11 protein-coding genes are annotated in these 13,148 nt (G+C 60.0%); 7 read left to right on the top strand and 4 right to left on the bottom strand.

Going from position 1 to position 13,148, the window contains the following annotated elements:
• On the top strand, window positions 1-956 hold a 956-nt coding region (locus NW844_RS09435), incomplete at its 5' end, for a YcjF family protein (protein ID WP_414335136.1).
• Here NW844_RS09435 and NW844_RS09440 read toward each other — a convergent pair.
• Window positions 949-1,947: a glycosyltransferase family 2 protein gene (locus NW844_RS09440; RefSeq protein ID WP_414335137.1), complete on the bottom strand. Its 999-nt coding sequence runs from the start codon at window positions 1,945-1,947 to the stop codon at window positions 949-951. The two genes, NW844_RS09435 and NW844_RS09440, sit on opposite strands and share 8 nt — an antisense overlap.
• 49 nt (window positions 1,948-1,996) lie before the next feature.
• On the bottom strand, window positions 1,997-2,887 hold the full coding sequence (gene hslO, locus NW844_RS09445) for an Hsp33 family molecular chaperone HslO (protein WP_414335144.1): 891 nt from the start codon (window positions 2,885-2,887) through the stop codon (window positions 1,997-1,999).
• A 336-nt stretch (window positions 2,888-3,223) separates the two neighbouring features.
• Between hslO and NW844_RS09450 the strand changes: the two genes are divergently transcribed.
• From NW844_RS09450 to NW844_RS09465, 4 genes are all read left to right on the top strand, one after another.
• Window positions 3,224-3,709, top strand: a complete 486-nt coding sequence (locus tag NW844_RS09450) for an allophycocyanin (protein ID WP_414331342.1) — start codon at window positions 3,224-3,226, stop codon at window positions 3,707-3,709.
• A gap of 60 nt (window positions 3,710-3,769) precedes the next feature.
• Window positions 3,770-4,255 (top strand): allophycocyanin subunit beta, encoded by a 486-nt coding sequence (gene apcB / locus NW844_RS09455; protein WP_414335138.1) that lies wholly within the window; start codon window positions 3,770-3,772, stop codon window positions 4,253-4,255.
• Between the two features lie 167 nt (window positions 4,256-4,422).
• Window positions 4,423-4,626, top strand: coding sequence for a phycobilisome linker polypeptide (locus tag NW844_RS09460; protein ID WP_011433055.1), 204 nt, complete (start codon window positions 4,423-4,425; stop codon window positions 4,624-4,626).
• Window positions 4,627-4,755: 129 nt separating this feature from the next.
• The gene (locus NW844_RS09465) at window positions 4,756-5,784 is read left to right on the top strand and encodes an ABC transporter ATP-binding protein (protein WP_414335139.1); all 1,029 of its coding nucleotides are present in this window, start codon (window positions 4,756-4,758) and stop codon (window positions 5,782-5,784) included.
• Between the two features lie 85 nt (window positions 5,785-5,869).
• On the opposite strand, the gene NW844_RS09470 is transcribed toward NW844_RS09465, so the two are convergent.
• Both NW844_RS09470 and NW844_RS09475 read right to left on the bottom strand, forming a co-directional pair.
• Complete coding sequence (locus NW844_RS09470) at window positions 5,870-7,510, bottom strand: 2-isopropylmalate synthase (protein ID WP_414335140.1); 1,641 nt, start codon at window positions 7,508-7,510, stop codon at window positions 5,870-5,872.
• A 45-nt stretch (window positions 7,511-7,555) separates the two neighbouring features.
• A complete protein-coding gene (locus NW844_RS09475; protein WP_414335141.1) occupies window positions 7,556-8,485 on the bottom strand; it encodes an arylamine N-acetyltransferase family protein in 930 nt (309 codons plus the stop codon).
• A gap of 271 nt (window positions 8,486-8,756) precedes the next feature.
• Here NW844_RS09475 and NW844_RS09480 point away from each other — a divergent pair, with 271 nt between their 5' ends.
• Together NW844_RS09480 and NW844_RS09485 are read left to right on the top strand one after the other, a co-directional pair.
• Window positions 8,757-10,895, top strand: a complete 2,139-nt coding sequence (locus tag NW844_RS09480; protein ID WP_414335142.1) for a polyribonucleotide nucleotidyltransferase — start codon at window positions 8,757-8,759, stop codon at window positions 10,893-10,895.
• Between the two features lie 171 nt (window positions 10,896-11,066).
• Complete coding sequence (locus NW844_RS09485; protein ID WP_414335143.1) at window positions 11,067-13,085, top strand: CHASE2 domain-containing protein; 2,019 nt, start codon at window positions 11,067-11,069, stop codon at window positions 13,083-13,085.
• The last annotated feature ends 63 nt before the right edge of the window (window positions 13,086-13,148 follow it).

A 13,148-nucleotide genomic window follows, 5' to 3' on the forward strand; every position in this document is an offset into this window, starting at 1 on the left:
GCCACATTCGCCAATATTCCAAGCAAGGCTGCCCAATCACCATCTACGATACACCTGGCATGGAATTGGCGGGAGACCAGAATATCCAGATCCGCCTCGAGGTGTCCCAACTGATCGACGAGCTGCGCCTCAAGGATCCCGAACATCACATTCACATTGTTTGGTATTGCATCCACCACGAGCTGAAGCGGCTGGAGGAAACCGAGCGCAAGTGGCTAAAGGATTTGGAACTCAAAGATGTGCCGGTCATCTTAGTCTTGACCCAATGCCTGGAATACCCCAATCCCGAAGAGAGCGAGTTTTTTCAGTACTTGCAGCGCCAAAATCTCCCTGTTCGCTACATTGTTCCTCTTTTGGCTAAGGACAAGGCTATTAACCGACACCTCACCGTCCCCGCCCACGGGCTAGAGCACCTAATCGGCTGCACCTCGGAGCTGCTGCCAGAGGTAGCCCGCCTTGCCTTTATCCGCCAGCAATTGCTGCGGGTGGATCTCAAGGCCGATGCTGCTTTTAAGTATGTATCGGGCTATGTGGCCAGCGCAGCGTTCATCGGCGCCGCACCTCTTCCTTTTGCCGATGCCCCTCTACTGGCAGCAGCACAAGTGGGCATGATTGCCAATATCAGCTTTATCTTTGGCTATAAAGCCTCCCCTTCTTTTTACTACTCTTTGATGGCGGCTTTGGCGGGAATTGGGGGCGCAGTAGTCACTGGGCGGGCCATTGTCTCAAACCTGCTGAAGTTGATCCCCGGCGTGGGATCCCTGGCAGGCGGCATCATCCAGTCCACCACAGCGGCTACCCTGACCCTTTCCCTTGGCCTGGCCTATATCGAGCTGATGAAGGCCATCGCCCGCGCCGAAATCCAAGGGATCCAGCTTTCCCAGGCCCAGATGCAGGAGATCTTTGTGCGCGAGTACCGAGAATATGCCGCTTCGGGACGCAAAACCCTCAAATAGGAGTGGACATTGGATCTGATTCTGGAGCAGGGGAAGGCTGCAGGGTCTCGAACCCAAAGGTGCCTTGGACTAGGTAGAGTGGCCGGCCTTTCACTTCTTCAAAAATGCGGCCCAGATACTCTCCAATCACGCCCAGGCTAATCAACTGGATCCCGCCCAAAAACAAGGTCATCACCGCCAAAGAGGCGTAGCCGGGCACGTCGGAGCCAAACAGCAAAGTACGAATGACGAGGAAAAGGCCATACAGCAGAGCCGCCAGCGAGATCGCCAAGCCCAGATAGCTCCACACCCGCAAGGGCCAAGAGCTAAAAGAGGTGATGCCTTCTATGGCTAGGTTCCACAGCCGCCAGTAGTTCCACTGGGTTTTGCCGCGAAAACGGGGGGCACGGTCGTAAAAAATGGCCACCTGCCGGTAGCCTACCCAGGCAAAGATCCCTTTCATAAAGCGAGTGCGCTCCCGCAGTTGCTTGATGGCGTCTACCACCTGCCGATCCAACAGCCGAAAATCTCCTGTATTGCGCGGGATCCGCACCTGGCTGAGCTGGTCAATGACCCAATAAAACCCGTTGGCGGTGAAGCGTTTTAGCCAGCTTTCCCCTTGGCGGCTGCGGCGCACGGCACACACCACCTGGTAGCCCTGCCGCCACTGCTGCAGCATTTCCGGGATCAGCTCTGGGGGATCCTGCAGGTCGGCGTCGATGGGGACAACGGCTCTGCCCGCAGCGTAGTCCAAGCCGGCGGTAAGGGCAATTTCCTTGCCAAAACAGCGGGAGAGGTTCACCACCTTGATGCGGGGATCCTGGCGATGGAAGGCAATAAGCTTTTCCAGCGTGTCGTCCTGGCTGCCGTCGTTGACACAGATGATCTCGTAGGGGATCCCCAATGGATCCAAGGTTAGGCGCAGGCGCTCGAACAGGTGATCCAGGTTCTCCGCCTCATTTTTGCAGGGGATGACAACCGAGAGCTCAGGGGCAGCAGTCTCAGAGGACATAGAAGAGCAGGGATCCCGTACCTGGCGATTATTCTGCCATCACGGGGTGCTATGGGTTTGCCGACATCTCCGCCACAATTGAGCGCAGCTCATCCTCCGAGATGCGGTAGACCTCGTTGCAGAACTGGCAAACCGCCTCTGCTCCCTTGTCGGTACGGATCATGTCGATGAGCTCGTCCCGCCCCAACATGCGCAGCGCCCCCTTCACCCGGTCGGAATTGCACTTGCAATAGAAGCGGATGGCGCGCATTTCCGGCGCGATCTTGAGATCCAAGTCGCCCAAGCAAATTTGCAACAGCTCCCGCAAACCGCCACCACAAGCCAGCATCGGGCTAAATTCCTCCACCTTGGCCAAACGGGCCTCCATTTCCGGGATCAGGCTGGCCGGCGCCCCTGGCATCAGTTGCAACAACACTCCACCGGCAGCCCGCACCCGCTGCGAATCGAGGTTGACCCCCAAAAGGACTGCCGAAGGGATCTGCTCTGAGGAGGAGAGGTAGTAGCTGATATCGTCTCCCACCTCTCCCGAAACCAGCTCCACCGCGCTGGTGTAAGGCTGGCCGTACCCCAAGTCCCGCAGCACATGGAGGTAGCCATAGCGCCCAACAGCTTGGCCCACATCCAACTTGCTCTCAGGGGTGAGGGGAAGCTCGATGGCCGGGTTGCTCACATAGCCGCGTACCGTGCCGTCCAAGCCGGCATCCACCCAGATGTTGCCCAAGGGGCCATTCCCTTTCAGTTGCAGGTTAATCCGCGCCTGGCGTCGCTTTAGGTTGGCCGCCAGCAACAGGGCTGCGTTCATGGCCCGCCCCAGGGCCACCGTCGCCACATAGGAAAGCTTGTGCCGCTCCCGGGCCTCTTGCACCGCCTGGGTAGACACCAAGCCCACCACCCGAATCTTGCCCTCCGCCGCCGTGGCCCGGATCAGGTGATCCGGCAGAGATGAGGGAGCAGCCTCAGAAGGATCCTGAGAACCTTTCGCTCGCTTCAATCGTTCTGACCCAGAGACATCCGTCATCGCAACCTCAACGCATGTCCTAAAGCAAGCCTGCAGGGATCCCCTGGCGACTTAACTTTCACCCTCGATTGTAACCCCTCTCTTGCCGGACTTGGGGGAGAGCACTCTCCTGTTGGGGTGGGCATGAGACCGTCCCTTTTCTGGGAGAGACTTTAAGAAGTGTGAAGATCTGAGATGGTAGACGGCAAGCATATCGGAAAATAGCTTGCGGGTATGCTCGTCATACTCTTTAAAAAATCGACTTGAGGATGGATATCCATGAGTGTTGTTACGAAATCGATTGTGAACGCGGACGCGGAGGCCCGCTACCTCAGCCCGGGGGAACTGGATCGAATCAAGTCCTTTGTTGCCTCGGGTGAGAAGCGGTTGCGCATTGCTCAAGTCTTAACCGAGTCTCGTGAGCGCATCGTCAAACAAGCTGCCGACCAACTCTTCCAGAAGCGCCCTGACATCGTCTCCCCAGGTGGCAATGCTTACGGAGAGGAGATGACGGCGACTTGCCTGCGGGATATGGACTACTACCTGCGCCTGATCACCTACGGTGTCATTGCCGGCGACGTCACCCCCATCGAAGAGATCGGTCTGGTGGGTGTCCGCGAGATGTACAACTCTTTGGGCACACCCATTCCGGCGGTGGCCGAGAGCATTCGTCAAATGAAGCAGGTGGCCATGGGTCTGCTCTCTCCCGACGATGCGGCTGAAGCCGGCTACTACTTCGACTTTGTGGTGGGGGCAATGAGCTAGTCCCTCATTGTTTTTGCTGCACAACCGTTTGCTGTTCACCGACTTGATAGGAAGCTCATCATGCAAGACGCGATTACCGCTGTGATCAACAGCTACGATGTCCAAGGCAAGTATCTGGACAACTCGGCCATGGAGAAGCTGAAAGCTTTCTTCGCCACGGGCGAGTTGCGGGTGCGGGCGGCTGCCACCATCGCGGCCAATGCCTCCACCATCGTCAAGGATGCGGCTGCCAAGGCCTTGCTGTACTCTGATCTCACCCGTCCCGGTGGCAACATGTACACCACCCGTCGCTATGCCGCTTGCATTCGCGACATGGACTACTACCTGCGCTACGCCACCTACGCCATGCTGGCCGGGGATCCCTCCATTCTCGATGAGCGGGTGCTGAACGGGCTCAAGGAGACCTACAATTCGCTGGGAGTGCCCATTGGGGCCACCATCCAGGCCATCCAAGCCATGAAAGAGGTAACAGCCGCTCTGGTGGGTGCTGATGCCGGCAAGGAAATGGGTGTGTATTTCGATTACATCTGCTCTGGTCTGAGCTAGCTACCAGCGCCATTGCTTCGGCGTAAGGTTCATTGTCCAACGAGCACGACGGGCGACTTGCCGCAGGGATCTGGTGTGCTGATGGGGGTACGCGAGCTTTCTGAGGTAGGTCGCCTGTTTTGCTGGTCAAGACGGCCCATTTCGTTGTTGAGCGGGGATCCCATATCATGCGCATGTTTAAGATCACGGCCTGTGTGCCCAGCCAAACCCGGATTCGCACCCAGCGGGAGCTGCAAAACACCTACTTCACAAAGCTGGTGCCCTACGAAAACTGGTTTCGGGAGCAGCAGCGCATCCAGAAATCGGGTGGCCGTATCCTGAAGGTAGAGCTGGCCACGGGCAAGCCTGGGATGGACGTAGGACTGCTGTAGTTTCCCTATCCCTTTGTTTCTTTCCCTCAGATACTGAGAATAGCCCTCTCCAGATCCGGTATGCCCAGCTCCAAAAGATGTGCCCTTGGGGCTGGGGTGGCGGATCTGGTTGTTTCATGGGAGGGATAGATGTTGCCTCATGTGCCGGCCCGGCTGGAACCGATCATCGCTGCTTACAACCTGAGCAAGGTTTACCCGGTGGCCATCAAGGAGCCGGGAGTGGTGGGCACCCTGCGCCACTTCTTTCGCCGCACCTACCGCTACATCCCGGCAGTGCAGTCCATCAGCTTTCAGGTTCAGCCGGGGGAGGTGGTGGGGTTCTTGGGGCCGAACGGAGCAGGCAAGACCACCACCCTCAAGATGTTGACCGGCTTGATCTATCCTTCTGGGGGCACGCTGCAGGTGGTCGGCCACGTGCCCTACCGGCGCGAGCCATCTTTTTTGCGGCAGATCACCCTGGTGATGGGGCAGAAGCAGCAGCTCATCTGGGATCTGCCGGCGATAGACTCTCTGCGGATTAACGCCGCCGTTTACGAGATCCCGGAGAAGGAGTTTCGCGAACGGGTGGGGGAGCTGGCGGAGCTGCTCAACTTGGCAGGCAAGCTGAAGCAGCCGGTGCGCAAGCTTTCCCTAGGGGAGCGGATGAAGGCGGAGCTGTTGGCGGCCCTGGTGCACCGCCCGCAGATCTTGTTTTTGGATGAGCCCACCTTGGGGTTGGATGTCAACGCCCAGGTCAGTGTGCGGCAATTTTTGCGGGATTACAACCGCCGCTACGGGGCGACGGTATTGTTGACCAGCCATTATATGGCCGATATCACCGCGCTGTGCCAACGGGTGTTGGTCATCAACGCGGGGCGGCTCATCTACGATGGTGACCTGGAGGCGCTGCTGGAGCGCTTTGCCCCCTACCGAGAAGTCAAGTTGGAATTGGCCCGTCCTTGCTCTGTTGCCCAACTGCAGCGTTATGGGGAGGTGCGCAGCGAGGGGGATCCCGACGGCTGCGAGGCGCGGCTGTGGGTGCAGCGGGAGCAGCTTACCCAGACGGTGGCCCAGTTGTTGGCGGAGCTGGAGGTGTTGGATCTAACAATAACAGATCCGCCCATCGAGGAAGTGATCGGGCGGGTGTTTGCGGATGGGATCCCTTTGGCCAGCCCATAACAGTGTTGAGTTGCTTGGATGGCTATAAAGGATCCCGTCTCGCCGCGCAAACCGCTTGGCTGGATACGGGATTGCCACCCTCCCATCAGATTTTTTGAGTAGCGGCCTCCCGCTGTTCAGGGGTAGAGCGCGCCGCGTGCAGGGCAAAGTAGAGCTTATTGAGGGCATTCATGTAGGCTTGGGCCGAAGCGACAATGATGTCGGTGTTGGCGGCATGGCCGGAGAAGATGCGGTCTTCGTGGCGCAGGCGGATGGTCACTTCCCCGATGGCGTCGATGCCGGCGGTAACCGATTGGACGGAAAACTCGATCAGCCTGTTGGGGATGTTGACAATGCGGTTGATGGCCTTGTACACCGCATCCACCGGGCCTGTGCCTACGGCCGCATCTACCCGCTCTTCCCCCTCAGGAGTGATCAGGCGCACCGTGGCGGTGGGAGCCTCGCGGTTGCCGCACACCACTTGCACATGCTCTAGACGGTAGAGTTCGGGCACCGAGCGAGTTTCGTCGTTAACAATTGCTTCCAGATCCAGATCGGAGATTTCTTTTTTCTTGTCGGCCAGCTCTTTGAAGCGCAAGAAGGCTTTGTTCAAATCCTGCTCCGACAGCTCGAACCCCAGTTCTTTCAAGCGAGTGCGGAAGGCATTACGGCCCGAGTGCTTGCCCAACACCAAGGTGCTCGATTGCAGGCCGATGGTCTGGGCGTCCATGATCTCGTAGGTCTGGCGGTTTTTGAGCATGCCGTCCTGGTGGATGCCCGATTCGTGGGCAAAGGCGTTGGAGCCGACGATGGCCTTGTTGGGCTGCACCAGCAGGCCGGTGAGGTTGGAGACCAGACGGGAGGTGCGGTAGATCTCCTGCGTTTTGATGTGGGTGAGGGGCTTCTCGGAGTCTACGGGCAGGCCGAAGTAGGGGTTGAAGTAGCTGCGCCGCACGTGCAGGGCCATCACCAATTCTTCCAGCGCCGTGTTGCCGGCCCGCTCGCCAATGCCGTTGACCGTCACTTCCACCTGACGTGCGCCTTGCTTAATCGCTTCCAGGAAGTTGGCCACCGAGACGCCCAAGTCGTCGTGCCCGTGCACAGAAAGGATCGCTTGCTTGATGTTGGGCACGTTCTCGCGGATGCCCTTGATCAGTTGGCCGAACTCCTCCGGCATGACGTAGCCGACGGTGTCGGGGATGTTGATGGTTTTGGCTCCCGCCCGAATGGCTGCCTCGATCACCTGGTACAGAAACTCCGGATCGGAGCGGGTGGCGTCCATCATGGAAAACTCCACATCCTCCACGAAGGACTTGGCATAAGCCACCATCTCTTCGGCAATTTGCAGCACTTCGGCGCGGGTCTTGCGCAACTGGTACTTGAGGTGAATGTCGGAGGTGGAGATGAAGGTGTGAATGCGCGGCTTGGCGGCAGGCTTGAGGGCTTCGGCGGCTGCCTCAATATCCGGCTTGAGGGCGCGGGCCAGGCTGCAAATCACAGGGCCATCGGGGGTGCCCACCTGTTCGGCCACCTTCTGCACCGCCTCGAAATCGCCAGGGCTGGCATAGGCAAACCCCGCTTCGATGATGTCCACTCCCAGCCGGGCCAGTTGCCGGGCAATGGCCAGCTTTTCTTCGGTGTTGAGGGTGGCGCCGGGGCACTGCTCCCCGTCGCGCAGGGTGGTGTCGAAAATGAGCACGTGATCGAGGGCTTGGCCATCAAATGCAGCGACCGCGGCAGCATCCATAACGGTTACTGGGATAACGAAACATTGCCAACCTTTATTCTGACATTAGTTGGCAGGGGTTCTGACCCTGCTGGGGGGAGATTGGGGTGGTCTCTGTTGGAATGCCGGTTGGCTTGGGTCTTGCAATTTTTCTCCTGGGATCCCCGGCGGCAGGCGGATCCCGAAGGCGCAAGCCAGCAGGTGTTCGTATTCTTTCTCGTCCTTGAGGGGGCGTTCCCGGCGGCCTTCTGGGGTGGTCTCGATCCATTTAAAGAGGGAGCCATCGGCGCGGGCGGTGAGGGTGATCCGTCCGCTGGGGGTGGCCAGGCTGCACAGGCGCAGGCGGGTAAACCTGGATGCCGGCGACGTTTGGTGGAAGCGGCACATGGGCTCGAACTCCTGCAGTTGGCGCGGGATCCGATCCAGCAGGAAGAGGGTTTTCCAGGTGCGATCCGGTCGTTCCTGTTGAACCAGCCAGTAGCGTGCGGGAGCTGCGGGCCAGGGGGTGAGGCGGTAGCGCCCTTCCGCCTGGGCTTGGATGCTGGGATCCCCCAACCGCAACGGCTCCCGAAAGGCATCTCCATAGCCCACATCTGCCAGCCATGTTTCATCGCCGCAGCTCACCTGCAGGGCCAGATGGTCGCATTCGGGGCCAAAGCAGCCATCAGGCTCCGTCCGAGTAGCGTGAACGGCCCGGCTCACCTGTCCCGAGAGCAGATGGACCGAAAACCCCATCCCCTGCAGAGCAGCGGCCAGCAGGCTGTTCAGTTCAAAGCAAAAGCCGCCCCGCCGCTCGCGGACGATTTTTTGGAACAAGAAATCCCGCTCCAGGCGAATGGGGCGACCCCAGTGAATATCCAGATTTTCAAACGGCACCCGCAGCAGGTGGGCCAGGTGGATTTGGCGTAGGGTTTGCGGGGTGGGCTGGGTGGGGCCGACGTAGCCAATGCGCTCCAGGTAGGCCCTGATTTGGGCAGGCGTCAGCGGCTCTAGCATCAGCACGGGAACCCGTTGGGTTGGCGGCAAGCGAGCATCTGGCCTACCCTAGCCTTACCGCAGCTCCCCGACCAGAGCCAGAAGAACAGTTTTACCCCTGCTGCAAGACGGGCAATTTTTTCGCTCTCAGCCTCGATTTTGTAGCCGCCGACACCCCCCTATCGGCAGAAGATGAAGTCGTATTGATACCGCCGGTCAGCAGGGGCTGAACAGGAAGAATAAAGGGAGAATGCTACGATAACGTCAAGAAAAAAAGAAGGCGAAGCGTTACATGGCAGAATACACTCGGTCGATTTCCTTTTACGGGCGGGAAATTGACATCAATATCGGGCTGATGGCTCCCCAGGCAGGGTGTGGGGTCTGGCTGACTTCGGGCGAAACTTCGATTCTGGTCACAGCCACCCGGCAGGCGGGGCGGCCTGGTGTCGATTTCATGCCCCTGTTGGTCGATTATGAAGAGCGCCTCTACGCCGCCGGACGGATCCCGGGGGGATACTTGCGGCGGGAAGGTCGGCCACCGGAACGGGCCACTCTGATCTCTCGTCTCATAGACCGACCCATTCGTCCGTTGTTCCCGGAATGGCTGCGGGACGACGTGCAGGTGGTGGCCACCACCCTCTCGGTGGACGATGCAGTGCCGCCCGATGTGCTCTGCATTTTGGGAGCCTCGTTGGCGATTCACGGCGCTCGCATCCCCTTCAACGGACCGGTGGCGGCAGTGCGGGTGGGCTTGGTCAAGGATGAATTTATCCTTAACCCCACCTATGCCGAAATTGAGGCCGGCGACCTGGATCTGGTGGTGGCCGGCTGTGCCGATGGCGTGATCATGGTGGAAGCGGGGGCCAACCAACTGCCGGAGAAGGACATAGTGGAGGCCATCGAGTTTGGTTTTGAGGCCATTCAAGAGCTGCTCAAGGCCCAACAGCAAGTCTTCGCAGATCTCAACATCACTCCTGTAGAGCTGCCCCCTCCCCCTGTCAATGAGGAGCTGGTTGCCTTTGTGGCAGAGCAGGCTCAGGAGGGCATTCGCTCTATCCTCAGGCAGTTCCTGGACAAGACCAGCCGCGAGCAGCAACTGGAGGCGATCAAGGCTAAGCTAGAGGCCCAAATCCAAGCGCGGCCAGAGGGGGATCCCTTGCGGCTTTATCTGCTGGAAAACCCCAAAGAATTGGACAATCAGTTTAAGGCCCTCACCAAGAAGCTGATGCGCCAGCAGATCCTGCGGGAGGGGGTGCGGGTGGATGGGCGCAAGCTGGACGAGGTGCGACCGGTCTCTTGCCGGGTGGGTTTGATCCCGCGGGTGCACGGCAGCGCTCTGTTCAACCGCGGCCTCACCCAAGTCCTTTCCATCACCACCCTCGGCACTCCCGGCGATGCCCAGGAGCTGGACGACTTGCACCCGGTGGATGAAAAGCGCTATATGCACCACTACAATTTTCCGGGCTTTTCGGTGGGGGAAACGCGGCCCTCGCGCTCGCCGGGACGACGGGAGATCGGCCATGGGGCGCTGGCCGAGCGGGCCTTGGTGCCGGTGCTGCCCAGGGAAGAGGAGTTTCCCTATGTGGTGCGGGTGGTGTCGGAGGTGCTTTCTTCCAACGGCTCTACCTCAATGGGATCCGTCTGCGGCTCTACTCTGTCCCTGATGGACGCGGGGGTGCCGATCAAAGCGCCAGTCAGCGGGGTAGCCATGGGCCTGATCAAAGAGGGGGATGAGGTGCGCATCCTCACCGACATCCAGGGCATCGAGGACTTTCTGGGCGACATGGACTTCAAGGTGGCCGGCACACGGGCCGGGATCACCGCTTTGCAGATGGACATGAAAATCACCGGCATCACCGTGGATGTGGTGGAGAAAGCCATCCAGCAGGCCAAGGCCGGGCGGGAGTTTATCCTCGACAAGATGCTGGAGGTCATCCCTGCCCCTCGACCCCAGTTGGCCAAAACAGCCCCCCGTCTGCTCACGTTCAAGGTGGATCCCGAGGATATCGGCAAGATCATCGGCCCTGGTGGCAAGACGGTGCGCGGCATCACGGAAGCGACAGGTGCCAAGGTGGACATCAGCGACGATGGCACGATCACCGTGTCCTCCTCGGTGGGCAGCCAGGCGGAAGCGGCGCGGGCGATGATCGAAAACCTGGTGCGGCGGGTGGAAGAGGGGCAGGTGTACCTGGGCAAGGTGACCCGCATCATCCCCATCGGCGCCTTTGTGGAGTTCTTGCCGGGCAAAGAAGGCATGATCCACATTTCGCAACTGGCGGAGTACCGCGTCACCCGGGTAGAAGATGAGGTTGCTGTGGAGGATGAGGTGGTGGTCAAGGTGCGCAGCATCGATCACAAAGGCCGCATCAACCTCACCCGTCTTGGCATCAGCCCTGAGGAAGCCGCGCGGGTGCGCAACCATCACCCCTGAAGCTGCGGTTTCCCCCCAGCAACTGGGATCCCCTCGACAGCCAGAATGGCAGAGAAAGCTCCCTCTTGCTTGCTCGCGTCTGCAGTGCCGTTCGCTCCTGACTTTCTCACGGCTCAAGATCCTGTTTCTCAAGCTCGGCCGTCGCCCTCGCGGCGGAGGCTGGGTTGGGCCTTGGCTTGGGGCTTGGGGTGGGCCACCCTGCTCAACCTTTCTGCCCAGCATCCGTTGTTGCTGCGGCTGGAGAGCGACTCCCAGGAATGGCTCTACGCCCACCGCGGCCCTCAGCAACCTTCTCCAAAAGTGGTGATCGTCGGCATCGATGGCCGCATCGATGGGCAGGGAGAAAATGGTGATGGCCAGCACAATGTTGACTTTCTCCTGGAACGGGCGAACTACGCCGGCCTGACCTTGCGCCTGCTGGAAGAGGCCGAGGCCAGGGTGGTGGTGCTGAACCTGCCCAGCAGCTTTGTGGTGCCCCAAAACCTGGGCAACGAAAACCTGGATGCCCCCTTGCGGCAGGTGGTGCAGCGCTACCCGGATCGCTTGGTTTTGGCCACCCGCAGCAGCGAGAGCTTTGGCCGGGCCGAGATCAACATCTACAACCACTTCTTGCCCTTTTCGTCCTTGCGACTGGAGTATTTGGTGCCGCCAGAGCACGTGCAAGGGGTGGTGCAATACCAAGTCGATGGGGCCGGGATCCTGCGCCAGGCCCAGTTGCGAGGGCTCTACCTGCGCCGCGACAGCCAAGAGGAGCAGATGTTTGCCTCTGTGGAAGCGCTGGCTTTTGCCAAGTACGACCCGGAGCGGGCCAGCCGCTGGTTTCGCCAGCGGGGTTTGCAGCCAGTTCAATTCAACCCCCTCGGATCCCAGCACAGCATCCCCATCATTCCCATCGAGCAGATCTGTCCGCCGGTGATCCCCCAGACGGGATCCGGCTCCCCGACGCTCAGCCCCGGCCAAGCCTGCCGCGGCCAGGAAGGGATCCCTCCCCTCAACCCCAAAGTTGCCGACCAATTGCGGGACAAAATTGTCCTGGTGGGCTTTGTGGGCGGCTACCCAGAGACCTTCCCGGTGCGAACGGCGGATGGATCCCAGATTGCGGCAGTGGAGCTGCAGGCGCAAATCTTGTCCAGCCTGCTCACCGGAGACGTGTACCACTCCCTGCCGTCAGGGCTGGCAGGCGGGGTGGTCTTGCTGCTGGGAGCAGGGACGGGACTGCTCTTGGTACTTTATCGCCCCTCCCTGCGACTGAACCATTGGGACTGGCAACAACAGGGGTTTCTCCTGCGGCCCCTGGTGGGGCTGGCCGTTTACGAAGGGTGGGCTGTGGCCCAGTTTCTGCTGTGGCGTTGGGTTTGGCCTTTCGTTTTGCCGGCCTTGGCCAGTGGGTTAACAGGGGTGAGCCTGCTGCTCACTCTGGTCATTGTGGAGAACCAGGAGCGGCTTTTGGCTCAACAACAAGAATTGGAGCGCTTGCGCCGAGCCGAACAGGAGGCCGCCGTCGACCAGGCCCGCAAGCTGCTCTACCGAGTAGCCACCGACATTCACGATCGCGAGCTGCAGGAGCTGAAGGTGGTGATGGACGACCTGGAGAGCCTGCAATGGCAACAGCAGCAGGGGAAAGACTCTGACCCCGCCATCTACGATCGCCTGCTGGAACAACTGGAGAGGATCGGGCGGGGCATTCGCGAGCAGCTCAACGACGTGCGCACCCTGGCCACCAAGCTGCATATCTCCCCCAGCTTGCGGGAAGGCTTGCACCGGGGCATCGACACCTATCTGGACGAGCTGATTCAGACGGGCAGCCTGACCTTGTCCGTAGAGCGCCACCTGCAACCTCTGCAGGAGCCCAACACCAGCGAGTGGTTCGACCAACGGGAGGACATCTTGCGTTTTTTGCGCGAGGCCATCGGCAATGTCATCGCCCACGTACAGCCCCCCAAAGGCAGTGCTTCTTTCGTCAGGGTGTCGCTGGCACAAACGGAGCGACATTGTTGCCTATCGGTAGTCAATGACGGCGTTGAATACGCTCCCAGCCCTGGTGGCGGCTACGGCAGCAAGGCCATGAATACCATCGCCCGCTATCTACCCAAGGGATCCTGGCACCGCACCCAGACCCCAGAAGGCCATACCCACGTCGAGCTGCACTGGGAAATGCCCAGCCTTTATAGTCGTTTTAAACAAGATTAAGACACTTTGCCGCCAGCCCAAGCGCTCCGCGCCGCTCACGCGACCACCCCCAGCCCCTCTCCC

Source organism: Synechococcus sp. H55.2 (assembly GCF_047462495.1).
GTDB lineage: Bacteria > Cyanobacteriota > Cyanobacteriia > Thermostichales > Thermostichaceae > Thermostichus.

Coding starts and splice junctions, on each gene's coding strand:
- apcB (WP_414335138.1), top strand. CDS start 3,770: ATGCAAGACGCGATTACCGCTGTGATCAACAGCTACGATGTCCAAGGC.
- NW844_RS09450 (WP_414331342.1), top strand. CDS start 3,224: ATGAGTGTTGTTACGAAATCGATTGTGAACGCGGACGCGGAGGCCCGC.
- NW844_RS09440 (WP_414335137.1), bottom strand. CDS start 1,947: ATGTCCTCTGAGACTGCTGCCCCTGAGCTCTCGGTTGTCATCCCCTGC.
- NW844_RS09460 (WP_011433055.1), top strand. CDS start 4,423: ATGCGCATGTTTAAGATCACGGCCTGTGTGCCCAGCCAAACCCGGATT.
- NW844_RS09480 (WP_414335142.1), top strand. CDS start 8,757: ATGGCAGAATACACTCGGTCGATTTCCTTTTACGGGCGGGAAATTGAC.
- NW844_RS09475 (WP_414335141.1), bottom strand. CDS start 8,485: ATGCTAGAGCCGCTGACGCCTGCCCAAATCAGGGCCTACCTGGAGCGC.
- NW844_RS09470 (WP_414335140.1), bottom strand. CDS start 7,510: ATGGATGCTGCCGCGGTCGCTGCATTTGATGGCCAAGCCCTCGATCAC.
- NW844_RS09465 (WP_414335139.1), top strand. CDS start 4,756: ATGTTGCCTCATGTGCCGGCCCGGCTGGAACCGATCATCGCTGCTTAC.